This window comes from Fulvimarina endophytica (assembly GCF_003403015.1).
Taxonomy (GTDB): domain Bacteria; phylum Pseudomonadota; class Alphaproteobacteria; order Rhizobiales; family Rhizobiaceae; genus Fulvimarina; species Fulvimarina endophytica.
Genome location: NZ_QURL01000004.1, coordinates 341,781 through 366,272, shown reverse-complemented (window position 1 = coordinate 366,272; position 24,492 = coordinate 341,781). Strand labels below are relative to the sequence as shown.

Here is a 24,492-nt window from a genome sequence, read left to right as displayed (position 1 = left end):
CGGCCTTTCGTGCGGGGGGGGGCGGTGCGCATCACGGGATGACTTGCTATATCTCGGGCCATGAGCCTGTCAGTCCTTTCCGCCCGTCAGCCCGTCCAGCCCGTGAACGGACGGGTGACCGCCGTGCTGGGACCCACCAATACAGGCAAGACCTTTCTTGCGATCGAACGCATGGTCGCCCATTCGAGCGGCACGATCGGCCTGCCGCTTCGGCTCCTGGCGCGTGAGGTCTATCAGAGGGTCTGCGACCGGGTCGGCGCTGCCCATGTCTCGCTCATCACGGGCGAGGAGAAGATCAAGCCGCCCCATGCGCGCTATTCGGTCTGTACCGTCGAGGCGATGCCGCGCAATCCGGGAACCGCCTTCGTCGCCATCGACGAGGTCCAGCTCGCCTCCGATCTCGAACGGGGCCACGTCTTTACCGATCGCATCCTGAATTGCCGGGGCTACGAGGAGACACTGCTTCTCGGTGCCTCGACCATGGCCGGCGTTCTCAACCGGCTCCTGCCGGGGGTGACCACCACCACCCGGCCGCGTCTGTCCAATCTCGTCTATGCCGGACAGAAGAAGATCACCCGCCTGCCGCGCCGCTCGGCCATCGTGGCCTTCTCGGCGGCCGAGGTCTATGCGATCGCGGAACTGATCCGGCGCCAGCGCGGCGGGGCGGCGGTGGTGCTCGGCGCGCTCTCGCCGCGCACCCGCAACGCCCAGGTCGAACTCTACCAGAATGGCGAGGTGGATTTTCTCGTCGCGACCGACGCCATCGGCATGGGTCTCAATCTCGATGTCGACCACGTGGCCTTCGCCCAGGACTGGAAATATGACGGGTTCCAGTACCGCCAGCTGACGCCCGCCGAATATGGCCAGATCGCCGGGCGCGCCGGGCGCCACCTGCGCGACGGGACCTTCGGCGTCACCGGCCATGTGGACCCGATGGCGGACGAACTGGTGGACGCGCTGCAGGGCCACAGCTTCCAGCCGGTGCCCGTGCTGCAATGGCGCTCCTCGAAGATCGATTTCTCCTCGGTCGAGGCCCTGAAGGACAGTCTCGACGTGACGCCCGAGGAGAAGGGGCTGGTGAAGGCCCTGCCGGCGGTGGACCGGCGGGCACTCGAATTTCTCTCGCGCGACGACGAGGTGATGCAGCTTGCGAACGGCGCGAAGGCGGTGGAGCTTCTCTGGGAAGCCTGCAAGCTTCCCGACTACCGGCGCATCGCGCCCGCCCAGCATGCCGAGATCATCGCCTCGGTCTACCGCGATCTCGCAACGCGCGGGCGGGTCGCGGAAGACTACATGGCCAAGCAGGTGGCCCGGGCCGATCGCACCGACGGCGAGATCGACACCCTGTCCCAGCGCATCGCGGAAATCCGCACCTGGACCTATATTTCCCACCGCCCGGGCTGGTTGGCCGATCCGACACACTGGCGTGAAAAGACGCGGAGCATCGAGGACCGGCTTTCCGACGCCCTGCATGACAGGTTGACGAAACGCTTCGTAGACCGCAGGACAAGCGTGTTGATGAAGCGCCTAAGAGAGAACGCATTCATGGAAGCAGAGATCGCGAACGACGGCACCGTCATGGTCGAGGGACATGCCGTCGGCGAACTCCAGGGGTTCCGGTTCTCCATCGATACGAGCGCCGAGGGCCAGGACGGCAAGGCCGTGCGCGCCGCATCGCAGAAGGCGCTCGCCGGCGAGTTCGAGAAGCGTGCCGAACGGTTCGCCAACGCGCCGAACGGCGATTTCGCCATCGGCTCGGACGCCATCGTGCGATGGCTCGGCGCCCCGATCGCTGCCCTGTCTTCGAGCGAAGACCCGCTGAAGCCGAAATTCGTGCTTCTGGCCGACGATCAGCTGACCGGTCCCGCGCGGGACAAGGTGTCCGCGCGCATCGACCGTTTCCTCGGCTATCAGGTCACCACCACCTTGAAGCCGCTGATCGATCTGAGGGACGGCGAGGGCCTCGAAGGCACCGCCAAGGGTCTCGCCTTCCGCCTCTACGAGGGCTTTGGACTTCTCCAGCGCCGTGACGTCTCGGACGAGGTGCGCGGGCTCGATCAGGCTTCGCGTGCCGCCCTGAGGCGCGTCGGGGTGCGCTTCGGTGCCTATCATATCTTCGTGCCCGCCCTCGTGAAGCCGGCGCCCGCCAACCTCATCACGCTGCTCTGGGCGATCCACAACGATGCGCGCGAGCGGCCGGGCTATGGCGATGTTCCCCAGCTTCTCGCAACGGGCCGCACCTCGGCCGTCGCCGACACGACTTACGATCCGAAGTTCTACGCGCTCGCGGGCTATCGCCTGCTCGGGCGGCGCGCGGTGCGCGTCGATATCCTCGAGCGCCTTGCCGATCTGATCCGCCCGGCGCTCTCATGGAAGCCCGGCGAGGGACGCCGGCCGGACGGCGCCTATGCCGGCAACCAGTTCCTGATCACGCCCGGAATGCTGTCGATCCTCGGCGCGACCGCCGACGATATGGAAGAGATCCTGAAGGGCCTCGGCTACCGTGCCGACACCAAGGATGCGAACGCGGTGGAGGCCGAACTCGACCAGTTCGACGCCGAGGCCGAAGCGAGGATCGCCGAAGCCAAGGACGCCGCCCGCCGGGCCGAAGCCGAAAAGGCCGCGGAGGCCGCCAAAGCGGCGGATGCGGACGGCGCGTCCGCCGAGGGCGAGGCTTCCGGGAGCGAAGCTACGAGCGCCGGTGGCGCAGGTGACGCGCCAGCCGAGCCCGAAACTGAGGCGTCTGTCGCCGAGACGAGCGACGCAGGCGAAGAGGCCGAGCCGGTCGATGCCGCAGAGGCATCGGTCGAAGCTGAGACCGAGGCCGGCAACAACACGGCCGAGCCCGTTTCAGAGCAGGAGACCGTGACGGACGACGCTGCGGGCGAAGAGGGTGCATCCGAGACGGCAGCGCAGCCCCAGGATCCGGCATCCGCCGGCTCGTCCCACGATCTCGTCGCGGCGTCGTCCAGCGAGCCGGAGGAGCCGCGCACGGTCCTCGTCTGGCGTCAGCATCGCGGCGAGCGCAACCAGCGCGGCGGCGCGCGCCGTCCGGGCGGCCAGCAGCGCCGGCGCGAAGGCGGGCCGGCCGAGGGTCGCGGCGAGGGTGAGCGTTCGCAGACCGCCGGACGTGGTGGTGAGGAACGGCGCGAGCGCGGCGGCCAGGGCAAGCCGCAGGGCAAGGGCGCAAAGCGGCGGTTCGACAGGCATGAAGGCGACGGCCCGAAGGGCGATCGTCCCGAACGGGGCGAGCGCAAGCCGGGTGGCGGCAAGTCCTTCGGCGCGCGTCCGCAGGAGAACCGGCCCCAGCGCATCGATCCGGACTCGCCCTTCGCCAAACTCGCCGCCTTGAAGGACAAGCTTGGCAAGTAAGCGCGGAAAATCGGACGGACCGCCGGACGAGGCGCCGGCCGAAACCGCGTCCCAGCGCGTCGACAAATGGCTGGTCTTCGCGCGCATCGTGAAGACCCGCTCCATCGCCCAGGATCTCGTCGAGACGAAGAAGGTTCGCCTCAACCGGGAGAAGATCGACAATCCGGCCCGCAACATCCGGCGGGGCGACGTCCTGACGATCACCTATTCCAGCCGCGTCCATGTGCTGAAGGTTCTGGGTTTTGCCGAGCGGCGGGGCTCGCCCGCCGAGGCGCAGATCCTCTACGAGGACCTCGGCGAGCCGAAACCGGAGGCGGCGGGTAGCCCGGATGTGTCCGAAGAGGCGGCGACGGCGCCTGAGGCAGACATCGCACCGATGATCGAGCCGGCCGGCCGCGAACGCAGGGACCCGGTCCAGCGCGACAAGGACCGGCGTGCGGCGCGACGGGAACGGGCGCGGCGCTGATGGATCGGGCCGGCTCAGGCGCCGGCAACCGGCGAGTGCGACGAACACGGCGGAACGTCTTTGTCGCCGGAGCCCGTCTGCGGCATTGTTTTTCCTTGCCAGCGTCCCCGGCAGTAGCTAGTTCGCGGCCATGAGACGTCGCGCGGCCGATTGTGCCCGGGACGCCGTTCGAGACGACCGCAAGGATTTGAGATGACCTATCTGGTGACCGACAATTGCATCAAGTGCAAATACACCGACTGCGTCGAGGTCTGTCCGGTCGACTGCTTCTACGAAGGCGAGAACATGCTCGTCATCCATCCCGACGAGTGCATCGACTGCGGCGTGTGCGAGCCCGAATGCCCGGCGGAGGCCATCAAGCCGGATACCGAGCCGGGGCTCGACCACTGGCTGAAGGTCAACACCGAATATGCTGAGAAGTGGCCGAACATCACGATCGCCAAGGAAAAACCCGCAGATGCGGAGGAATTCGACGGCGTGGAAGGCAAGTTCGAGAAATACTTCTCGGCCGAGCCGGGCTCCGGCGACTGAGTTTCTCGGCAGGCGTTCACGCCCGTCATAGCGGACCGCCTGCAAGGCGGAGCGCGCGAGCATCGTCCATTCACGGCCGGCCTTCCGACGATCGGAAGGCCGGCCGTTGGCGTTTCAGGCAGCGACATGCTTATGGCTGGAGGGGCGTCTCCCGCTACTGGACACGGGGACAGGCTGGAGGGTCGATGCCATCGGTCGCACCCGCCCCCGGCGCGGACACCTGTCGCACGGACGATCCTGACCCAAGTCGTTTCGACGGGCGCAGTGCGCGCCGGCGAAGATGGTTGTGCGGGGCTCCGCGGAAGGGACGACAGATGAGACGTGATCCGGTTTGCGACGGCTGGGAAGAGACGGTCCCCGCCGACCGGGCGAGGAAAGGCTGACGGGGTGGGGGTGCTTCGTTTCGTCCTCGGCGACCAGCTCAGCCGCGAACTCTCCTCCCTTCGCGACCTCGAGGACGGCGATGTCGTCTTCATGTGCGAGGTCGCCGACGAGGCCAATTACGTGCGCCATCACCAGCGCAAGATCGCCTTCCTGTTCTCGGCCATGCGCCATTTCGCCGAGGATCTGCGTAGCCGTGACGTGGTGGTGGACTATGTCGCACTCAACGACGACAAGAATGCCGGCTCCTTCACCGAAGAGCTGAAGCGGGCCGTCAGGCGCCACGAGCCGGAGCGCGTCGTCGTCACGGAGCCCGGCGAATGGCGCGTTCTCCAGATGATGAAGGACTGGCGGGAGGAACTCGGCTGCGAGGTCGAGATCCGCCCCGACGACCGCTTTCTCTGCGATCACGAGACCTTCGACGAATGGGCCGAGGGCAGCAGGGAACTGCGTCAGGAATATTTCTATCGCGAAATGCGCAGGCGCACCGGCTTCCTGATGGATGGCGACGAGCCGGCCGGCGGCAAGTGGAACTACGATCACTCGAACCGCGAGCCGCTGAAGAAAGCGATCACCGCACCGGAGCGGCCGAACTATTCCGTGGACGAGACGACCGAGGCGGTTCTCGATCTCGTGGCGAAGCGGTTCGGCAATCACTTCGGCAGTCTCGAGAATTTCGATTATCCGGTGACGCGGCGCCAGGCGCTGCATTATCTGCGCTGGTTCGTGGACGAGGCCCTGCCTGATTTCGGCACCTATCAAGACGCGATGCGGCAAGGCTCGCCGCTGCTCTTCCACTCTCACATCTCGGCGCTTCTCAATTGCGGGCTTCTCGACCCGAAGGAGATCTGCGACCGGGCCGAGGACGCCTATCGCGAAGGTCACGCGCCCATCAACGCGGTCGAGGGCTTCATCCGCCAGATCATCGGCTGGCGCGAATTCATCCGAGGCGTCTACTGGCGCGAAATGCCGGACTATGCCTCCTCCAACAAGCTTCTGGCCCAACGCAAGCTGCCGGATTTCTTCTGGACCGGCGAGACCGATCTCAACTGCCTGCGCCAGTCCTTCAAGGAGGTGCGCGAGAGCGCCTACAACCACCACATCCAGCGGCTGATGGTGATCGGCAATTTCTGCCTCCTGTGCGGCTTCGATCCGCGCGAGGTGCAGGAGTGGTATCTCGTCGTCTATCACGACGCCTATGAATGGGTGGAGATGCCGAACGTGGTCGGCATGATCCTCTATGCCGATGGCGGCCTCTTCGCCTCCAAGCCCTATGCGGCGTCGGCGAACTATATCGACAAGATGAGCGATTACTGCGGCGACTGCACCTTTTCGCCGAAGAAGAAGACGGGCGAGGGCGCCTGTCCGTTCAACGTGCTCTATTGGGATTTCATCGCACGCAACAAGGAGCGGCTGAAGGGCAATCCGCGTCTCAACCGCACCTATGCCACCCTCGAGCGGATGAACGAGGAGAAGGTGAAGACCTCGCGAAAGGAGGCCCGGGCCTTTCTCGACGGGCTGGTCGCGACGGGCGACTACTGAACGAAGACCGGCTAACCTTGCGATCTGAACGGCATCACTGAGGAGGCGACACGGTGTTCGAAGGGTTCGAGACGAGACTGATCGAGGGCGCGGGCGCCGAGATCTTCGTCAGGCGCAAGGGTGAGGGGCCGCCGCTGCTCCTCCTTCATGGCTATCCCCAGACCGGCGCGATGTGGGCCGGCCTCGCCCCGCGTCTCGCCGAGTGCTTCGAGGTGATCGTCCCGGATCTGCGTGGCTACGGCGCATCCTCGGCCCCGCCCAACGATCCTCGGAACCACGCCTATTCCAAACGGGTGATGGCCGAGGACATGGTGGCGATGATGAGGACGCTCGGTCACGAGCGGTTTCAGGTCGCCGGGCACGACCGGGGCGGCCGCGTCGCCTATCGCATGGCTCTCGATCACCCGGAGGTGGTCGAAAGGCTCGCCGTCCTCGACATCGTGCCGGTCGCCGAAGTCTGGGAGCGGATGAATGCCAAGGAGGCGCTGAAGACCTATCACTGGCCGTTTCTCGCCCAGCCCGAACCGATCCCCGAAACGCTCATCATGGCCGACCCGGTCTTCTATCTCGATGCGACGATGGCGAGCTGGACCAAGGCGCGCGATCTCTCGGCCTTCGCGCCGGAGGCGCTGGCCGATTATCGCGCAAGCTTCCGGCGCCGCGAGCGGGTGCATGCGGCCTGCTGCGACTACCGGGCCGGGGCGACGATCGACTGGGAACTCGATCGCGCCGACCGCGCGGCCGGGCGTCTCATCGAATGTCCCACCCTGGTGCTCTGGGGGGAGGACGGAATTCCGTCTACCGGCGAGGATCTTCTATCGATCTGGTCCCACTGGTGCGAGCGGGTCGAGGGCGAGGCGCTCGTTGCCGGGCACTTCATCGTCGAGGAGAATCCCGGGGAGACCTGGCGCGCGCTGAGCACCTTCTTCGAGGCCTGAGCCGGAAACGCTCTATCGCTGCGAGGCGATGGGACGCGACCGCACGGCGTCGACGATCGAAAGGATCCGCTTGCGATTGGCGCCGAGATCGGATTTCCCGACAAGCGAGCGCGAGTAGAGAAGCAGGCCCGTTCGGTCGCCGACCCGCCGGGCGGCGACGTTCAGCGTGTCGGGAAAGCCCATCATGGGCGTACGCGCGACATAGCGACGGTAGAGTGGATCGCGCCCGTCGTCGACGCGCTCGAAGGTTTCCGGCAGGGCGTTGCTGCGAAGATAGGCGTCGACCTTCCGGACGAGTTCGGATGGCTCCCCGTCGAAGGGGTCGAGGGTGATGTCGGCGGGCGTTGCCGAGGCGCCGAGGCTCGCGGCGAAGGCGTCGTTCGGGTTCGCACTGCGTTGGAGCCGGTCCCAGTCCACCGAGCCCTGGTCGGCCTCGCCGGCAATGCGCCAGACGCGCTTGGGGCCGAGGGTCACGAACCCGATCGCGGCGAGCACACCGAGAAGCCCGAGGCTGGCTGCGAGCGTCCTGAAAAGTCTGGCCATGATCCTGTTCTTTCGTTCTCGCTTGGATATCCGCACCGGCAAGGCCAGGAGCTTAGAGGCGCGCATCGCGCCGATTGCACGCACCCGTCCGTCCCCGGTTCTGGAACAAACGTCTCGGGCATGCCGTTCCCGACCGAGAACGCGCTTTTTGCACGCCTCCGAGACGGCGGCGCGAATGGCGTAACGATCGATCCGAACCGACGAACCGACCGGGAGTTCCCATGAGACTGACGACCCTTGCCGCGCTCGCCTCCGCAACGCTTTTCACCGCGCCTGCCTTTGCGCAGGACAGCCAGCCTGCCGGGGGCGACGCCGCCTCGATGCAGCCGATGGAAGTGACAATGAAGGCGCCGGATGGCTCCGATCGCGGAACGGTGACCGTGACCCCGACGCCGAACGGCCTCCTGTTCGACGCCGATCTCAGCGGTCTGGAGCCCGGCGAACACGGCTTTCACGTTCACGAGACCGGCCAGTGCGAAGGCGATTTCTCCTCGGCGGGCGGTCACTACAACCCGACCGACAAGCAGCACGGCTTCAAGGTCGAGGGCGGCCCCCATGCCGGCGACATGGAGAACTTCACCGCCGGCGACGACGGGTCCGCGACCTTCGAGGCCTTCAACAGCTATCTGACGCTGTCGGACGGCGATGCGCCGGTGCTGGATTCCGACGGCTCGGCGATCATCGTCCATGGCGGTCCCGACGACTACGAATCCCAGCCGGCCGGTGATGCGGGCGACCGTGTCGCCTGCGGGGTGATCGGCCAGGGTTCCTGATCGGACGGGCTGCCGATGACGACGGATCGATAACTCGACTGGTGGATGAGGCGTCGGACGGAATGTCCGGCGCCTTTTCAATGCGAACAGGACAAAGGGCGGGACGCGATGCAGGCATTTGCGCAGGAGGCGGCTCAACAGGCTGATGCTCCCCAGACACTCGATCAGGCGGTCAATCTCGACCCGTCGATCGCGCTCGGACGGGTGGAAAGCTGGGTCATCGGCGCCCAGAAGCTCCTGCCCAACATCATCGTCGGCCTCGTCGTCGTGGTGATCTTCTATGCCATCGGCTGGATGGTCAATTACTCCTTCAATCGATGGGCCAGGCGCCACAGCCGGGAAAACCTCGGCTCGGTGCTCGGCTCCTTCATGAAGTGGCTGATCATCCTGTTCGGCATTCTTCTCGGCCTCACCATCGTCATTCCCTCGCTCAATCCCGCCGATCTTCTCGCAGGTCTCGGCATCGGATCGGTGGCGATCGGCTTCGCCTTCAAGGACATCCTGCAGAACTGGCTGGCCGGCCTTCTCCTCCTCATCCGCCGTCCGTTCCGTGTCGGCGACCAGATCGTCGTCAACGGCTATGAGGGGACCGTGGACTGGATCGAGACCCGGGCGACGATCCTCACCACATACGACAATCGCCAGGTGATCATTCCCAATGCCGACGTCTATTCCAACGCGGTGACCGTCAACACGGCCAACAAGATGGTCCGGTCGCAATACGATGTGGGCATCGGCTATGGCGACGACATCGAGCGGGCGAGCGAGGTCATTCTTGCCGCGATCGATCGGACGGAGGGTGTCGAGAAGGACCCCAAGCCCGCCGTTCTCGTCTGGGATCTGGCGGCGAGCTGGGTGACGCTGCGCGTGCGCTGGTGGACGGCGTCGAGGCGCGCGGATGTGGTCCGCGCCCAGTCGGCGGTTCTGAGGGATATCAAACGCGCCCTCGACGAGGCGGGCATCGACATGCCGTTCGAGACGCAGGTCACGCTGTTCCACGACCAGACCGAGGAGGTCGACGGCCTTCGCGGGAGGCAGCGCGAGGGCTGGCCGGTTCCGCAAGGCTCGCAGGCGCCGAAACCTGCGCGCCTCGTCGACCGGGCGAGGGCGGCGCCGGAGACGACCCGGGACTGAGAGTGCCATCGGCTGTTTGAAACACGAAGAAGGGCGCGGCGTATCGGCACGCCGCGCCCTTCTTCGTATCTTCCGTTTCGGTGCCGCAAGCGGGCCGCGAGGATCAGTTCTGGGAGCCCCCGACGCGCATATTGATGCCGGCGCGCGAGCATTCGTCGATGATCAGGCGCTGGAGCATGATTTCGGCCGTGGAACTGCGGCCGTCGATTTCCTGCGCCATGTGGGAGGCGAGCTGTCGGACGTCCACGATCGCCTCGCGCGAGCGCCGATTTTCGATTTCGGTCCGTATACGATCTCGCAAAGGATAACTCATCCGTTTCTCTCTCCCCGTTGTGGCGCCGGGCCGGAGCCGTTGCTCGGCCCGGCAGCCTGTGTTCCGACCGGCTTCGCCGCCGCTTCTCGCCGCGACGCTTCTGCCGGATATCGGTGCCGCTTTCAGTGCCCGGCTCGTTACGCTCTTCGAACCGGGCTGAATTGTGAGTGACTAAATGTGCTGGCTTGCCTCGGAATGAACCTGCTTCATCCCTCAATTCGCCTTCACGCATTTATTTCCAGTTGGTTAGCCGGACTGCGATCACCATGTCGCGATCCTCTTCGCTGGCGACCGGCTAACCCTTCAACATGACGGTCGGATGAAACCCACCGCCCGCGCCTGCCGCCTGAGAGAGGCTCCCGACCGCCCGGCTCGAAGCGCCAGACATGGGCGGTGGAAACCCGAAGGCAAGCGCGCGCTGCATCTCTCGTCTGGAGGTGTGACCGCCGCGACGACGGTCCTCCTCGCACATAACCGCGCGTCGTGCGGTCGGCACCTCGAAGCTGTCGCCGCTGGCCGCGATCGGTGCAATCGTCCGCAATACGGGCATCGTCCGGATCCTCCCATCCTCCTCAACGCCTGCGTGCACTGCCGGCACGATGAGAAGATGGGATCGGGAGGTTTCCGGTTCAAATCAATTCCGGTGGTCCGCCCATCGCGAATTGTCATGGGATTGCGTTATCATCGGTGCTTGCGCCCCATGGCGGGGGCGATTAGGGTCCGCCCGCCTTTCGCGGCGGTTACAGGCCCCGCCGCCCGGCAAACCGACCTTTCGAAACCGGAGCAACTCCCATGGCATTCCTTGCCGACGTCCTCGATCGCGTAAAGCCGTCCGCCACCATCGCCGTCACCCAGAAGGCGCGGGAGCTGAAGGCCAAAGGCATGGACGTGATCGGCCTCGGGGCCGGCGAGCCGGATTTCGACACGCCCGACAACATCAAGGAGGCGGCCGTCGCCGCCATCGCGCGCGGCGAGACGAAGTACACGCCCGTCGCCGGCATTCCGCAGCTTCGCGAGGCCATCTCCAACAAGTTCAAGCGCGAGAACGGGCTCGACTACAAGCCGGAAGAGACCATCGTCGGCACCGGCGGCAAGCAGATCCTGTTCAACGCCTTCATGGCCACGCTCAATCCCGGCGACGAGGTGATCATCCCGGCGCCCTATTGGGTGAGCTATCCGGAAATGGTGGCGATCTGCGGCGGAACGCCGGTCTTCGTCGAGGCGGGACTTGAGACCGATTTCAAGCTGACCGCCGAGGCGCTGGAAGCTGCGATCACGCCGAAGACCAAGTGGTTCCTGTTCAACTCGCCCTCCAATCCCTCCGGCGCTGCCTATTCGAAGGAGGAGATCAAGGCGCTCACCGACGTTCTCCTGCGCCATGAGCAGGTCTGGGTGCTGAGCGACGACATCTACGAGCACCTCGTCTATGGCGACTTCACCTTCCACACGCCGGCCCAGGTGGAGCCGCGCCTGAAGGAGCGGACGCTGACGATGAACGGCGTCTCCAAGGCCTATTCGATGACCGGCTGGCGCATCGGCTATGCCGGCGGTCCGCTGCATCTCATCAAGGCGATGGACATGATCCAGGGCCAGCAGACCTCGGGCGCGGCCTCGATCTCCCAATGGGCGGCCGTCGAGGCCCTCAACGGGCCGCAGGATTTCATCGCGACCAATCGCGAGGTCTTCCAGGGCCGCCGCGATCTCGTGGTCGGAATGCTGAACCAGGCCAAGGGCCTCGAATGCCCGACCCCCCAGGGCGCGTTCTACGTCTATCCGTCCTGCAAGGGCCTGATCGGCAAGACGACGCCCGAGGGCAAGCGGATCGAGAGCGACGAGGATTTCGTCAGCGCGCTTCTCGAGGCGGAAGGCGTCGCGGTGGTGCATGGCTCGGCCTTCGGCCTCGGCCCGAACTTCCGCATCTCCTATGCGACCTCCGAGGCGCTGCTGGAAGAGGCCTGCTCGCGCATCCAGCGCTTCTGCGGCTCGCTGCGGGACTGATCTGACCCGCAGGCGCTGCTTCCTTGCGTCGAAAGAAGAGGAGCCGTTCGGTCCGAAGGGGTCGGGCGGCTCTTTCATGTTTGAAGGCGTCGGCCGACGAGACCCCCGCGGCAGGACTTGACCTTGCCGTGCCGACGCGGCACGCCCTTGCCATCGGCGCGCGCCGACAAGCGGCCTTGCGCGCCCATCCAATGACGAAGCGAGCTTATCATGCGCCTTGGCGGCCGGCTGTCCGCAGCCATCGAGATCCTGTCCGACATCGAGACGCGCCATCGCCCGGTCGCGCAGGCCCTGAAGGACTGGGGCACGTCCCATCGTTTCGCAGGATCGAAAGACCGTTCGGCGATCGGCAATCTCGTCTACGATGCGCTGCGCCGCAAACGCTCCTATGCCCACCGGATGGAGAGCGACGAACTGAACGCGATCGTCGCCGCCGCAGCGATCGAGGCCATGGGGCTCGATCCGCAGGCGCTGGCCGATGCGCTCGAAGGCGATAAATTCGCCCCCGAGCTTCCCGACGCCGCGCGGATGGCCGCGTTTCTTCATAAGGATGTATCGGACGCACCCGGTGCCGTCGGCGCCGATATCCCCGATTGGCTCGCCCCGAAATTCGAGGCGGTTCTCGGTGAGAACTGGGTTGCGGAAGCAGCCGCGCTGTCGGACCGCCCGCCGCTCGATCTGCGGGTCAACACGCTGAAATCCGACCGCGAGAAGGTTCTCGAGGCGCTGAAACCCTTCGACGCCACCGCATGCGAACTCTCGCCGGTCGGCATCCGTATCGCGCCCATCGAGGCCGATGGCCGTCATCCCAACGTCCAGATCGAGGCCGGCTTCCAGAAGGGCTGGTTCGAGGTGCAGGACGAGGGCTCGCAGCTTGCAGCTCTCCTCGCCTCGACCGCGCCCGGCATGCAGGTTCTCGACTATTGCGCGGGGGCCGGCGGCAAGACACTCGCGCTCTCGGCGGCGATGGAGAACAGCGGCCAGATCCATGCCCATGACAGCGATCGCCAGCGCCTCGCCCCGATCTACGACCGGCTGAAGCGCGCCGGCTGCCGCAATGTCCAGGTTCACGATCCCCGCGACGATCTCGCCGGCCTCGAAGGCGCGATGGACGTGGTGCTGGTCGATGCGCCGTGCACGGGCACGGGCACCTGGCGGCGGCGTCCCGATGCCAAATGGCGGCTTTCGGAGGGCGCGCTGGAAAAGCGCCTCGCCGAGCAGGACGCGGTCCTCGACGAGGCGGCGCGCTACGTGAAGCCGGGCGGACGGCTCGTCTACGTCACCTGCTCGATCCTCGGCGAGGAGAACCGGGAGCGCATCGAGGCCTTCCTGCCGCGCCGGGCCGGCTTTGGGGTGGAGAACCTCGCAGCGTCCTTCGAGACCCTCGTGCGGCAAGGCGAGGGGACCCGCGCCTTTCATGTGCCGGTCGCCGGCGGCACGGCGCTGATGCTGACGCCGCTCACCTCGGGAACCGACGGGTTCTTCGTCTCGACGCTGCGAAGGGCCGGCTGATGCGCAAGGCCGCGCTGCCCCTCTTCATCCTGCTCAGCCTCGGCGGCGGCATCCTGATCGGGACGCTGACGGCCCCCGGCGACTGGTATGCCGCGCTTCAAAAGCCTGCGTTCAATCCGCCGAACTGGGTGTTCGGGCCGGTCTGGACCATCCTCTACATCGCGATCGGCTTCGTCGGCTGGCGGGTCTGGCGCTTGGGGGAGAGCCGGCTTTCGGCCCTGTGGTGGACGCAGCTCCTCCTCAACTTCCTCTGGTCGCCGGTCTTCTTCACGGCTCAGGCCTTGCTGGTCGCGCTCAGCGTGGTTCTCGCGCTCGATGCGGCCATTCTTCTCTTCATCGCGAAGGCCTGGCGGGCGGACCGGCTTTCGGCGATCCTCTTCATTCCCTATGCGGCCTGGACCCTGTTCGCGACGCTCCTCAACGGGACCCTCTGGTGGATGAATTCATGACAAGCAAAGACGTGCCGATCAACGATCTCGCCGGGCGGGCCGTGCTGTTCCTGATGGCGGCCGACCAAGAATATGGCGAACACCTGAAGAAGCGCATCACGCCGCTGATGACCGGCGTCGGCCCCATCGAAGCGGGCGTCTCCACCGCCATCGCCATGGAGAGGCTCCATGCGGCGGGCCGTCTTCCCGATCTCGTCGTCTCGCTCGGCTCGGCCGGCTCGCGACTGCTCGAACAGGGCGAAGTCTATCAGGCCTCCTCGATCGCCTGGCGCGACATCGATGCCTCGCCGCTGGGTTTTGCCAAGGGCGTGACGCCGTTTCTCGACCATCCGGTCCACACCGCGCTGCCGACGCCGATCCCGGGAATCGCGACCGCGCGCATGTCGACCGGCGGCAACATCGTCTCGGGCGCGGCCTATGATGGGATCGACGCGGAGATGGTGGAGATGGAGACCTTCGCGATCCTCAGGGTCTGCCAGCGCTACGACGTGCCCCTGATCGGCCTTCGCGGCATTTCCGACGGGGCGAGCGACCTTCACCATTTCGACGACTGGACGGTGCTTCTCCACGTCATCGACGAAAAGCTGGCAGCGGCGGTCGACCGCCTCGAGGACGTGATCGCACGCGGCGGTTTCCTGTCCTGAGGGGCCGGCGAGGTCTGGTTCCCGCTCGCACGACCCGACCGACACGGCCATCCATGGGCAGGCAGGCCTGTCCCGCAGCCGCGAACTTGATCTAGGAAACGGGTTCGAGGCTGCGGTTTCCTGCCGACGCATCGGGCGGTCCGAAAACCGGGGCCGCCTTTCGGCCTAATGCTGTGAAACGGTTACTGGTAGTTGTCGGCCGACATCATCGAGAGCGGCAGCGGGCCGTTCGTGTTGGAGATCGGCATCATCGTGTCGCGGACGGGGCCCGTGGAGGCGGGCGGAAGCGGCGCGAGATTCTGCGAGCCGCCGCCATAGCCGCCCTGCATCTGGCCAGAGCCGGAAGCGCTGGCCATCGCCCCGCCACCCGCCATCGCTCCGCCGTAAGCGGGCGGGAAAGCGGGAGCCGTGTCGCAATAGACGATCGCGCCCCATTTCTGGACGCGCTCGTTGAGATAGACGTCGTGGCCGTACTGTTTCTGGAATTGGGGCACGGTGCCCGGCTGGCACAGCCTTTCGCTGGCCGCTTCCACGACGACAGCGCGCGCCACGGCCTCGTGCTTCGGGCTGCCGATCGAGATGCCGGGGGAGGAGACGCGAACGAAGGATTTCGCCGGCCCGCCTCCGCTGGCCGTCGGCCGCGTCATGTCGACGGTGAAGGGATTGTACTGGGTCTGGCTGGCCGAGACATACTGGAACTGCTCGGGCGGCACGGCGGGCTGGATGGTGTTGGCGGCCTCGGCCAGGGCATCGCCGGAGCCGCTGGTCTCGCAGGCGGTCAGCATGATCGGCAGGAGAGCAGACAGCGCGAGGCTGGCGGTGATGCGCGGCGACAAGGGTCGTGTCCTCGTAGAAGAGAAGATATTTTCCACCGCAGGCACGGCCCGCCGGGTCATCGCCGTGTTGCACAGTATTCGTGGAAACACTATGGCATCGAACCATGATCGCGCTTCCCGATACCATCCTCATCGTCGATTTTGGCTCCCAGGTCACACAGCTGATCGCGCGCCGCGTGCGCGAAGCGGGGGTCTATTCGGAAATCGTCCCCTTCCAGCTGGCCGAGGACGGTTTCGCACGGCTGAAACCCAAGGCCGTGATCCTGTCGGGATCGCCCGCCTCGGTCACCGACGAGAACGCGCCGGACATTCCGCGCGTGATTCTCGAATCGGGTCTGCCGATCTTCGGCATCTGCTACGGCCAGCAGGCGCTCTGCCAGCAGCTGGGCGGGCGCATCGAGGGCGGATTGACGCGCGAATTCGGACGCGCCTTCCTCGAGGTCCAGAAGGCGTCCCCGCTCTTCGAGGGGATCTGGGCCGAGGGAACCCGCCATCAGGTCTGGATGAGCCATGGCGACCGGGTCACCGCGCTGCCCGAAGGCTTCGAGATCATCGCCGCATCGCCCGGTGCCCCCTATGCGGCGATCGCCGACGAGGAGCGCCGGATCTACGGGGTCCAGTTCCACCCGGAAGTGGTGCATACGCCTGACGGCGCGAAACTCCTTTCCAACTTCGTCCACAAGATCGCCGGCCTCAAGAACGAGTGGACCATGGCGGCCTTCCGCGAGAAGGCGATCGCCGAGATCCGCGAAAAGGTCGGCGACGGCAAGGTGATCTGCGGCCTGTCCGGCGGCGTCGATTCCTCCGTCGCGGCCGTCCTCATCCACGAGGCGATCGGCGACCAGCTCACCTGCATCTTCGTCGATCATGGCCTGTTGCGCATGAACGAGGCGGAGGAGGTCGTGACGATGTTCCGCGACCACTACAACATCCCGCTCGTCCATGTTCAGGCCGAGGACACCTTCATCGACGCCCTCGAGGGCGAGATGGACCCGGAGGTGAAGCGCAAGACGATCGGCCGCCTCTTCATCGAGACCTTCGAGGCCGAGGCCAAGAAGCTGGGCGGCGCCGATTTCCTCGCGCAAGGCACCCTCTATCCGGACGTCATCGAGAGCGTCTCCTTTACCGGCGGCCCCTCGGTCACGATCAAGTCGCACCACAATGTGGGCGGCCTTCCCGAGCGCATGAACATGCAGCTGGTCGAGCCCCTGCGCGAGCTCTTCAAGGACGAGGTCCGCGTGCTCGGCAAGGAACTCGGCCTGCCGGCTCACTTCGTCGGCCGCCAGCCCTTCCCGGGGCCGGGCCTTGCCATCCGCTGCCCGGGCGGCGTGACCCGCGACAAGCTCCGCATCCTGCGCGAGGCCGATGCGATCTATCTCGACGAGATCCGCAAGGCCGGCCTCTACGACGCCATCTGGCAGGCATTCGCCGTGCTTCTGCCCGTGCAGACCGTCGGCGTCATGGGCGACGGGCGCACCTACGAATTCGTCTGCGCGCTTCGCGCCGTCACCTCGGTCGACGGCATGACTGCCGACTTCTACCATTTCGACATGGAGTTCCTCGGCCAGGCCGCGACGCGGATCATCAACGAGGTCAAGGGCATCAACCGCGTGGTCTACGACGTGACCTCCAAGCCCCCCGGCACCATCGAGTGGGAATGAGCACCGCCATCTCAGCCCGATGACGCACCGGAGGGGCTCGCGACGGCTGCGGCGGTGATCTCGGTACCACCGGCCGCTGCGAGGGCGAGTTTTCCGCGCACGGTCATGTCGCTGATGAAGCTGAACTGGTCGCGCTGGTCGAACGGATAGGCCCTCAGCTTGTAATGCGTGCCGAACGGCGTCTCGCTGAGGACGATCATCACCGGCTTGGAATAATCGAGATAGGCGCTGGTCAGCGCCACGTCCTGCAGCACGGAGCGGATGCGGGCGGCGTCATGGCGCGGGGCGAGATAGAAATCCGCAACGCACTGCAGCGTGTGCGCGCCGTCGTTCGAATTGGTGATGTTGTCCGTCCATATGCGCGAATGGGGGATGGTGATCACGTTGTCGTCCGGCGTCTGCATGCTGACCGCCCTCAAGCCGACGCTCTTCACCTCGCCATAGTCGTCGCCGATCTTCACCCAGTCGCCCGGCCGGTAGGGACGCTCGAAGATCGCGACGATCCCCGCGATCAGGCTCGACACGTAATCCTTGAAGGCAAAGCCCACCGCCACGCTCGCCGCGCCCGCGATGACGAGGAAGTTCTGGAAGGTGATGTCGAAGACGATGGGGACGATCCAAAGGATCGCCGCGACGAGGGCGACGAGGCGGATGATCGGGACCGCGCCGAGGAAGTAGAGACGAAACTGGCTCGGTCCCCGGTCGGCCAGGAAGGGAAGGATGCGCCGGGCAAGGACGATCACGAGCCAGGTCGCAAGGACGATCAGGCCGATCTCCCAGAACCGGATATCGCTCATGTCGTTGAGCAGCTTGGCCGTGTTCTGCGGTACGCTGTCCGATCCGTCCATGTCAGAGACTATCCATCGAGAAGCCGGCCGAGGACAATCCTTCCCGGATGGAGGGATAGGCGGCTGGCTCGCATTTGAGGAGGGACCCGTCGCGATAGACGAGCCCGGCGGTCATGAGGGCGGACAGGACATTGCTCTCGCCAACGGTCGGCAGCACCAGCCGCAGTTCCGAGATCGTGAGCCCGCCATGCAGAAGCAGGGCATGGAGCGAGAGGAGAACCGCCGGATCGCCGCTGCCGGGCAAGAGGAAATCTTCGAGCATCGCCACCCAGAGGGTGTGCGCGTCGTCCGCGCCGCGCTCGTCGACGGACGCTTCTTCCCCGGTTTCGCCACCGGCCCGCAGGCAGCGCCGCCACAGATGCCAGGCGACCCAGGGAATGCCGAGACTGCGCCCGGCCAGCGACTTGAAGAAGTCGCTGACGAGGTTGCCGTCCTCGTCGACCGTCATCACGTCCTTGCCGCTCTGGGAGAGCTTGAACGAGAACTCGCGGCGCTCCTGCGTCGCGGTGAGATGCGAGATCCAGGCATGGAGGCGTTTCTCGTCGAAGGGCCTGAAGGTCTGTGGTGCGGGCAGGATGAGATTGGCGCCCACGGCCTTGGAGACGAACTCCCAGGCCCAGCTGTTGCAGCCCACGACGACGCGGCGATCGACGAGATCGATCGCCGCGAGCAGGCGGCGCAGGGTCCCGAGCCCGTCGTGATGGCGCAGGAACCAGTGTTCGAGCCTCGGAATGACGAGGACGCCATCGCCCGAGAGGTCCTTCAGGACCGGCTCGTGGACGAGCGAGATCAGGGACGGGCGCTCGGGGGCGGACAGGATCTCGTGCCCGTGCCGCTCGGCCCATTCCTCCAGAAGGCCGTCCGCTTCGCAAGGAGGCAGCACGATCGTCATAATATGCGAGCGGGGCTGCCTCTCCTCGATCCATGGCTGGAGCGTTGCCTGCAACTCCTCGACGAGCGGGCCGTAGGCGGGACGCGGAGCGACCTTGTCGAGGATCGCGTGATCGGCGCGCGTCAGCTTCTCGTTGGCGATGTAGGGTTCGTCGGAATCCCGGCTGAACAGCGCGCGGATCTTCGAGAGGGCGCGCTTGAGGAATTCATCGGTCGGAAGCGAGGGTTTGGTGTAGGAGGCGGTCGGCTCGAAGGGGGTCGGTTGCTGTTCCTCGTCGGCCATGCTCGTTCGTCTCCGCAGCGGTTCGGCGCTCGGGGGACGCTTGTCCGCTTCACGTCCTTCGCATTACCCGTCACCGGCCCCGACCGTCGGTGAGGCCGGTTCGTTGCATCCTGTCCGTCGCGCCATACGCGAAGCCGAAAGGGAAGGGGCGTTGCGCCCTCTTCGCATCCCAAGACATACGCCGCGCGCGGTGTTCGTCCAGTCTTCCGCCGCCGGCCTCTGCGTTGCCGGGACTGGACGAGCGTGTCGTTCTCTTCCGGAAACTCAGCCGTCTTCGCGCATGATGGCGCGATGGCCGATATCGGAGCGCCAGAAGCCGTTCTCCCATTCGACCCGGTCCACGAGGTCGTAGGCGATGCGTGCCGCTTCGCGAACCGTCTCGCCACTCGCCGTGACGTTGAGGACGCGTCCGCCGGTCGCCACCAGACGGCCGTCGCGAAGTCCCGTGCCGGCATGGAAGATGCGCGCCTTCGCGCCGGCCTCGGGCAGATGGGCGATCTCGGTCGCCTTGTCGTAGGCACCGGGATAGCCCTTCGACGCCATCACCACCGTCAAAGCCCGCTCGGACGACCATTCGGGTTCGATGCCCGAAAGATCGCCCTTGGCGGCCGCAATCAGGATCGGCAGGAGGTCCGATTTCAGGCGCATCATCAGCACTTGGCATTCCGGATCGCCGAAGCGCACATTGTATTCGATGAGCTTCGGCCCGTCTTCGGTGAGGATGAGCCCGGCATAGAGGACGCCCTTGAAGGGGGAGCCCGCCTCGGCCATGCCGCGCATGGTCGGCTCGACGATCTCGCGCATGGCACGTTTCACCTGCGCTTCGCTCAGGCCGATGGCCGGCGAATAGGCCCCCATGCCGCCGGTGTTCGGGCCGCGATCGCCGTCGAAGACACGCTTGTGGTCCTGCGCCGTGCCGAACAGGAGCGCGCGGCTGCCGTCGCAGACGCAGAAGAGGCTCGCCTCCTCGCCTTCCAGAAATTCCTCGATCACGAGTTCGGCGCCGGCCCCGCCGAATTCGCCTGCGAAACAGGCGTCGATCGCGGCGATCGCATCCTCCTTCGTCTCGGCGATGGTGACGCCCTTGCCGGCGGCAAGACCGTCGGCCTTGACCACGATGGGGCAGCCGCGGTCCTCGATATAGGATCGCGCGTCCGGGGCATTGTTGAACCGCTTGTAGCGCGCGGTCGGGATGTCGTGGAGCGAGCAGAGATCCTTCGTGAAGCCCTTCGAGCCCTCGAGCCTTGCGGCGAGGGCGGAGGGGCCGAAGACGAGGACGCCGTCCGCTTCCAGCCGGTCGGCAAGGCCCGCCACCAGCGGCGCCTCCGGGCCGATCACGACGAGGCCGATCGCCCTGTCGCGGCAGAAGGCTGCGACCGCGTCGATATCGTCCATGTCGAGGGGCACGATCTCGGCGTGCTCGGCAATGCCGGGATTGCCCGGTGCGGCATGAAGCGTGCCGAGGTCCGGCGACTGGGCGAGCTTCCAGGCCAGCGCATGTTCGCGGCCGCCCGAACCCAGAAGAAGTACGTCGATCGCCATGCCTTGCCGCTCCGTTCGTCAGGGGCCGATGCCGGCCGCCTCCGGAGCGCGATGGCATTCGATCTCATCGAACACCGCGCTCCGGACTCTGTGTTGCGCAGGATGCGAGCGGAAAACCGGTGACCACGTTTCCTCTCCCTGCTCTGGAGCCCGCGTTATCCATGGCGCTGCCCGGGGGTCAAGTCGGCCGGCGTGTTTTCGAGATCGGAGCTCCAGCCGAAGGGCTTCGGAAAAAGGCTTGACTGGCGCGGTTCGAACACGCTTTTTCCCTTGCATGGCGAATCCCGATCCGACGACGACCACCCAGACCGACCGCGTCGCCGACGCGCCTTCGCAGAACTGGGTCTATCGCTTTCTGCCGCAGGCGCTCTGGCCCTATGCGCAGCTCGCGCGCTGGGACCGGCCGATCGGCTGGCAGCTTCTGATGTGGCCTTGCTGGTGGTCCGCGGCTCTTGCGCCGCTCGCAGCGCCCACGAGCGCCGTCCACACCGGGCTTCCCAGCCTCTGGCACCTGTTCCTCTTCCTCGTCGGCTCGATCGCCATGCGCGGGGCGGGCTGCACCTATAACGACCTCGTCGACGAGCGTATCGACGCTTCCGTCGCCCGCACGCGCTCGCGCCCGCTTCCCTCCGGGCGCGTCTCGCGGCGCGATGCCAAGCTCTTCATGGTCGCCCAGGCGCTGACCGGCTTCGTCGTGCTGATCCAGTTCAACGCCTTCGCCATCCTCCTCGGCATCGCCTCGCTCGGCACCGTCGCCATCTACCCCTTCCTGAAGCGCGTGACCGACTGGCCGCAACTCGGCCTCGGCCTCGCCTTTTCCTGGGGCGCCCTGATGGGATGGGCCTGCTACTGGGGCTCCCTCTCCATCGCCGCCGTGCTGCTCTATCTCGGCTCGCTTCTCTGGGTGATCGGCTACGACACGATCTATGCCCATCAGGACAAGGAGGACGATGCGCTGGTCGGCGTGCGCTCCACCGCCCAGCTTTTCGGAAAGAACACGAAGCAGGCGATCGTCGCGCTCTATGGCGGCGCCCTGTTCCTCTTTCTCTGCGCCTTCGCGGCCACCGGGACGGGGACGGCGGGCGTCGCCTGGCCGGCCTATGCGGGGCTTGCCATCGGCGCGGCGCAGATGGGCTGGCAGATCCGCAGTCTCGACATCGACGATCCGGCCCAGTGCCTGCGCCTGTTCCGATCGAACGGCGCCTTCGGCTGGATCCTGTTCTTCGGTCTGGTCTTCTCCGCCCTGTGGTCGATCACGCTTCCATAAGGCGCAGCGGGGGTCGGCTGGGGCGAGGTGAGTCTGAATCTCAGCTTAGCTCTGCGCGGCACTGCGAAGCGGTGCGAGGCCAGGTCGGGGCCGGGGTTGGCTGGGCACGGCCAAGCCAAACGAGGTGACGCAAGCCAAGGCGATGAGAGGTGCACGGCCAAGTCAGGGCGGGCTGGTGAAGGAAAGAAGAGGCGCGGCCATACCGGCATTCCCGTCCTGCGCGGGCGCCCGGTCTCGACACACACATTCCGCTTCAGGATGCCGGCGACCGAAGCCTGCGCGCTCCGCTGACAACGGCATTTCTTTGATCCGAAGGCGATCCCGCTTCGAAACGGAGCGAACCGGCCGCTCCCCGATCGCGGAGCAGGTCGCCGCCGCCATATCCTTCCGCCCCTCTGCCCGCCGCCCACCGCGAAGCATCCGCGCCCGGCGAACGCCGGAAGCGCACCTCCACACCCAGCTCAAATTTTCTGCCGGACAGGGTTTCCTTTCGCGCCGCGAACCGTTATACGAGCGCCAGTCCGCACGATCCGGACCCTGCTGGGGAATAGGTTAACGGTAGACCCACGGACTCTGACTCCGTTAGTCCTGGTTCGAATCCAGGTTCCCCAGCCAGCACTCTCCAAGTCATTGTAATCCTGTATGTTTCTCGCGGCTGAGAATCCCTCTGCCGTCGTTTCTCGCACTCGGGCCCAAACCTGTAGCCCAGAGGTGATGGCCATCCCCCAGTGCTGGATCATTGGGTGGCGCTGCCTCTAGCGAGATCTCGGGTTCGGCCCGATGCGTCAGGCTTCGGTCTCCGGAAAGGTGCATATGCTCGTGCGGGGGGGGGGGCTTCTCGTCAGCGTGCGAGCCTGAATGTCGGTGTCGGCACGGCCGGCGCTCCCCACCCGCCCGACGACTTACCGCTTGATGATCGGTGATAACTGGCTCATCGCTAGAAACATGATGACTATAGTCAGGTTTTGAGATAGGCACGACCGGACCGTTTGGAATCGGAAGGCCCGTGGGACCGTGATGGCTGCCTCTTTGAAGGCTGACGAGCTTGCCAGCATTTATTTGAGGGAATGGCGCTCGCTGCTTGCCATTCTCAAACGCCGGACCGGTTCGGTCGATGTGGCGGAAGAGGCCGTGCAGGAGACGTGGCTGCGCATCGCCGGTGCGTCGGAAACGGCGCCCGCTATCCTCGATCGCCACGCCTATCTCCTGCGCGTCGCCGGCAACATCGCGATCGACCTTCTTCGCCGCGACCGCCGGCGCGCGGCGCTGCCGCTGACCGACGCCGTCCTGGAGCGGCTGGTTGACGCGGCGCCCTCGCCGGAAACGCAGGCGATCGACCGCGACGAATTGCGGGCTCTGGTCGAGGCTCTCGCCCTTCTTCCCGACAAGCCGCGCCGGGCGCTTCTGATGGCGCGCTGCGACCAGCTCACCCATGCCGAGATCGCCGAACGGCTCGGCGTATCGGCCAGCATGGTCGCCAAGTATCTGGTGCAGGCCCTTCGCCACTGCCGCGACCATCTTCCCCGCGAGAATTGAGGGTGTTGGAACTGCAAGAACGCTTGGCCCGCCTCGTCATGGACTATGGGGCCTCCAAGCTTTCTCATTTGTGGATGATGACGCGCGCATGGCGGACGAGGGCGACAGCGACGATGGCGAGGAAAGCCGGCTTCTGGCCTTGAGCGACGAGGCGATCGCCTGGGTCATCGCGCTTCGTTCCGGGAACGCGACGCTTGCCGACCACGAGGCCTTCGCGCTCTGGCGCCTGCAAAGCCCCGACCACGAGAGGGCGGCGGGAGAGGCCGAACGCCTCTGGGGTCTCCTCGGGCCTGCGGGCAACGCCGAGCGGCGCGAGCGCAGGCGGTTCTCCAGACGCGCGGTCCTCGGTGGAGCCGCAGGCCTCGTCGTCGTCGCGGGAGGACTCTACCGCATGGCTCCGGACGCACGGGCGACGATCGCCACCGCGATCGCCGAGCGCCGGGTGCTGGAGCTTTCCGACGGCAGCGCCGTCGAGATGAACGCTGCCACCCGCCTTCGCCCATCCTTCTCCCCGACCCTTCGCCTCGTCCGCCTCGACGCCGGGCAGGCGACCTTTCGTGTGGCGAAGGACGCCCGGCGCCCCTTCGTCGTGGAAACGCCGCGCGGCCGGATCCAGGCCATCGGCACGATCTTCGACGTGAACCTCGGAACCCTGGCCGATACGGTGAGTGTGGTGGAAGGACGGGTGCGGGTGGAAGGCGATCCGTCGGGGCCCTTCGAACTGGCGAGCGGGCAGGGGGCGCGGATCGGCATGCCCCTCGGCATCGCCGCGCTTCTCGATGTCGAGGCCGAAACAGCATGGCGCCGGGGCCGCTTGCGGTTCGAGGAGCGCCCGCTGGGGGAGGTCGTTGCCGAACTCGGCCGCTATCGATCGGAACCGATCCTCCTTCTCGATCCCACGCTGGAACGCCTGACCGTGACCGGGAGCTTTCGCCTCGACGATCCCGAAGGCGTCCTGTCCGCCATCGAGGCGACCCTGCCGGTTCGTGTCTATCGGCTGCCCTTCGTCACCCTCATCCGCTGAGCGGGAAA

21 protein-coding genes and 1 tRNA gene are annotated in these 24,492 nt (G+C 66.2%); 16 read left to right on the top strand and 6 right to left on the bottom strand.

Annotated features, from left to right (window positions below):
* Positions 1-60 precede the first annotated feature (60 nt).
* From DYI37_RS11125 to DYI37_RS11105, 5 genes are all read left to right on the top strand, one after another.
* Entirely contained in the window at positions 61-3,372 is a 3,312-nt protein-coding gene (locus tag DYI37_RS11125; RefSeq protein ID WP_116683293.1) for a helicase-related protein, read from the top strand.
* Positions 3,362-3,838, top strand: coding sequence for an RNA-binding S4 domain-containing protein (locus DYI37_RS11120; RefSeq protein WP_116683292.1), 477 nt, complete (start codon positions 3,362-3,364; stop codon positions 3,836-3,838). The genes DYI37_RS11125 and DYI37_RS11120 overlap by 11 nt, the downstream gene beginning before the upstream one ends.
* 192 nt (positions 3,839-4,030) lie before the next feature.
* Positions 4,031-4,369, top strand: a complete 339-nt coding sequence (fdxA, locus tag DYI37_RS11115; protein WP_116683291.1) for a ferredoxin FdxA — start codon at positions 4,031-4,033, stop codon at positions 4,367-4,369.
* A 387-nt stretch (positions 4,370-4,756) separates the two neighbouring features.
* Entirely contained in the window at positions 4,757-6,292 is a 1,536-nt protein-coding gene (locus DYI37_RS11110) for a cryptochrome/photolyase family protein (RefSeq protein WP_116683290.1), read from the top strand.
* A 53-nt stretch (positions 6,293-6,345) separates the two neighbouring features.
* Entirely contained in the window at positions 6,346-7,230 is an 885-nt protein-coding gene (locus tag DYI37_RS11105; RefSeq protein WP_116683289.1) for an alpha/beta fold hydrolase, read from the top strand.
* 12 nt (positions 7,231-7,242) lie between these two features.
* Here DYI37_RS11105 and DYI37_RS11100 read toward each other — a convergent pair whose 3' ends face one another.
* Positions 7,243-7,773: a DUF1499 domain-containing protein gene (locus DYI37_RS11100; RefSeq protein ID WP_158555152.1), complete on the bottom strand. Its 531-nt coding sequence runs from the start codon at positions 7,771-7,773 to the stop codon at positions 7,243-7,245.
* Positions 7,774-7,994: 221 nt separating this feature from the next.
* On the opposite strand from DYI37_RS11100, the gene DYI37_RS11095 reads away from it, so the two are divergent.
* Both DYI37_RS11095 and DYI37_RS11090 read left to right on the top strand, forming a co-directional pair.
* Entirely contained in the window at positions 7,995-8,546 is a 552-nt protein-coding gene (locus DYI37_RS11095) for a superoxide dismutase family protein (RefSeq protein ID WP_116683287.1), read from the top strand.
* 108 nt (positions 8,547-8,654) lie between these two features.
* Complete coding sequence (locus tag DYI37_RS11090; protein WP_116683286.1) at positions 8,655-9,680, top strand: mechanosensitive ion channel family protein; 1,026 nt, start codon at positions 8,655-8,657, stop codon at positions 9,678-9,680.
* 103 nt (positions 9,681-9,783) lie between these two features.
* Here DYI37_RS11090 and DYI37_RS20000 read toward each other — a convergent pair whose 3' ends face one another.
* Positions 9,784-9,927, bottom strand: a complete 144-nt coding sequence (locus DYI37_RS20000; protein ID WP_158555151.1) for a hypothetical protein — start codon at positions 9,925-9,927, stop codon at positions 9,784-9,786.
* Between the two features lie 858 nt (positions 9,928-10,785).
* On the opposite strand from DYI37_RS20000, the gene DYI37_RS11075 reads away from it, so the two are divergent.
* From DYI37_RS11075 to DYI37_RS11060, 4 genes are all read left to right on the top strand, one after another.
* Positions 10,786-11,991, top strand: a complete 1,206-nt coding sequence (locus DYI37_RS11075; protein ID WP_116683283.1) for a pyridoxal phosphate-dependent aminotransferase — start codon at positions 10,786-10,788, stop codon at positions 11,989-11,991.
* Positions 11,992-12,201: 210 nt separating this feature from the next.
* Entirely contained in the window at positions 12,202-13,503 is a 1,302-nt protein-coding gene (locus tag DYI37_RS11070; protein ID WP_116683282.1) for an RsmB/NOP family class I SAM-dependent RNA methyltransferase, read from the top strand.
* Entirely contained in the window at positions 13,503-13,952 is a 450-nt protein-coding gene (locus tag DYI37_RS11065) for a TspO/MBR family protein (RefSeq protein WP_116683281.1), read from the top strand. Before DYI37_RS11070 ends, DYI37_RS11065 begins: the two co-directional genes overlap by 1 nt.
* Positions 13,949-14,596: a 5'-methylthioadenosine/S-adenosylhomocysteine nucleosidase gene (locus DYI37_RS11060; RefSeq protein WP_116683280.1), complete on the top strand. Its 648-nt coding sequence runs from the start codon at positions 13,949-13,951 to the stop codon at positions 14,594-14,596. Before DYI37_RS11065 ends, DYI37_RS11060 begins: the two co-directional genes overlap by 4 nt.
* Positions 14,597-14,778: 182 nt before the next feature.
* Here the strand turns inward: DYI37_RS11060 and DYI37_RS11055 are convergent, their stop codons facing one another.
* Complete coding sequence (locus DYI37_RS11055) at positions 14,779-15,432, bottom strand: hypothetical protein (protein ID WP_116683279.1); 654 nt, start codon at positions 15,430-15,432, stop codon at positions 14,779-14,781.
* A gap of 104 nt (positions 15,433-15,536) precedes the next feature.
* Between DYI37_RS11055 and guaA the strand changes: the two genes are divergently transcribed.
* Positions 15,537-17,093 (top strand): glutamine-hydrolyzing GMP synthase, encoded by a 1,557-nt coding sequence (guaA, locus tag DYI37_RS11050; RefSeq protein ID WP_116683278.1) that lies wholly within the window; start codon positions 15,537-15,539, stop codon positions 17,091-17,093.
* Between the two features lie 11 nt (positions 17,094-17,104).
* Here guaA and DYI37_RS11045 read toward each other — a convergent pair whose 3' ends face one another.
* The 3 genes from DYI37_RS11045 to purD form a co-directional block, all read right to left on the bottom strand.
* Complete coding sequence (locus DYI37_RS11045; protein ID WP_116683277.1) at positions 17,105-17,941, bottom strand: mechanosensitive ion channel family protein; 837 nt, start codon at positions 17,939-17,941, stop codon at positions 17,105-17,107.
* Between the two features lies 1 nt (position 17,942).
* A complete protein-coding gene (locus DYI37_RS11040) occupies positions 17,943-19,115 on the bottom strand; it encodes a hypothetical protein (protein WP_116683276.1) in 1,173 nt (390 codons plus the stop codon).
* A gap of 264 nt (positions 19,116-19,379) precedes the next feature.
* Complete coding sequence (gene purD / locus DYI37_RS11035; RefSeq protein ID WP_116683509.1) at positions 19,380-20,651, bottom strand: phosphoribosylamine--glycine ligase; 1,272 nt, start codon at positions 20,649-20,651, stop codon at positions 19,380-19,382.
* A gap of 280 nt (positions 20,652-20,931) precedes the next feature.
* On the opposite strand from purD, the gene ubiA reads away from it, so the two are divergent.
* From ubiA to DYI37_RS11015, 4 genes are all read left to right on the top strand, one after another.
* Complete coding sequence (gene ubiA / locus DYI37_RS11030) at positions 20,932-21,924, top strand: 4-hydroxybenzoate octaprenyltransferase (protein ID WP_116683275.1); 993 nt, start codon at positions 20,932-20,934, stop codon at positions 21,922-21,924.
* 541 nt (positions 21,925-22,465) lie between these two features.
* Positions 22,466-22,539 (top strand) — tRNA-Gln (locus DYI37_RS11025).
* Between the two features lie 402 nt (positions 22,540-22,941).
* Positions 22,942-23,460 carry an RNA polymerase sigma factor gene (locus DYI37_RS11020; protein ID WP_116683274.1) on the top strand — a complete coding sequence of 173 codons (519 nt, stop codon included), beginning with the start codon at positions 22,942-22,944 and terminating at the stop codon, positions 23,458-23,460.
* A gap of 88 nt (positions 23,461-23,548) precedes the next feature.
* Entirely contained in the window at positions 23,549-24,484 is a 936-nt protein-coding gene (locus DYI37_RS11015; RefSeq protein ID WP_158555150.1) for a FecR family protein, read from the top strand.
* Positions 24,485-24,492 lie beyond the last annotated feature (8 nt).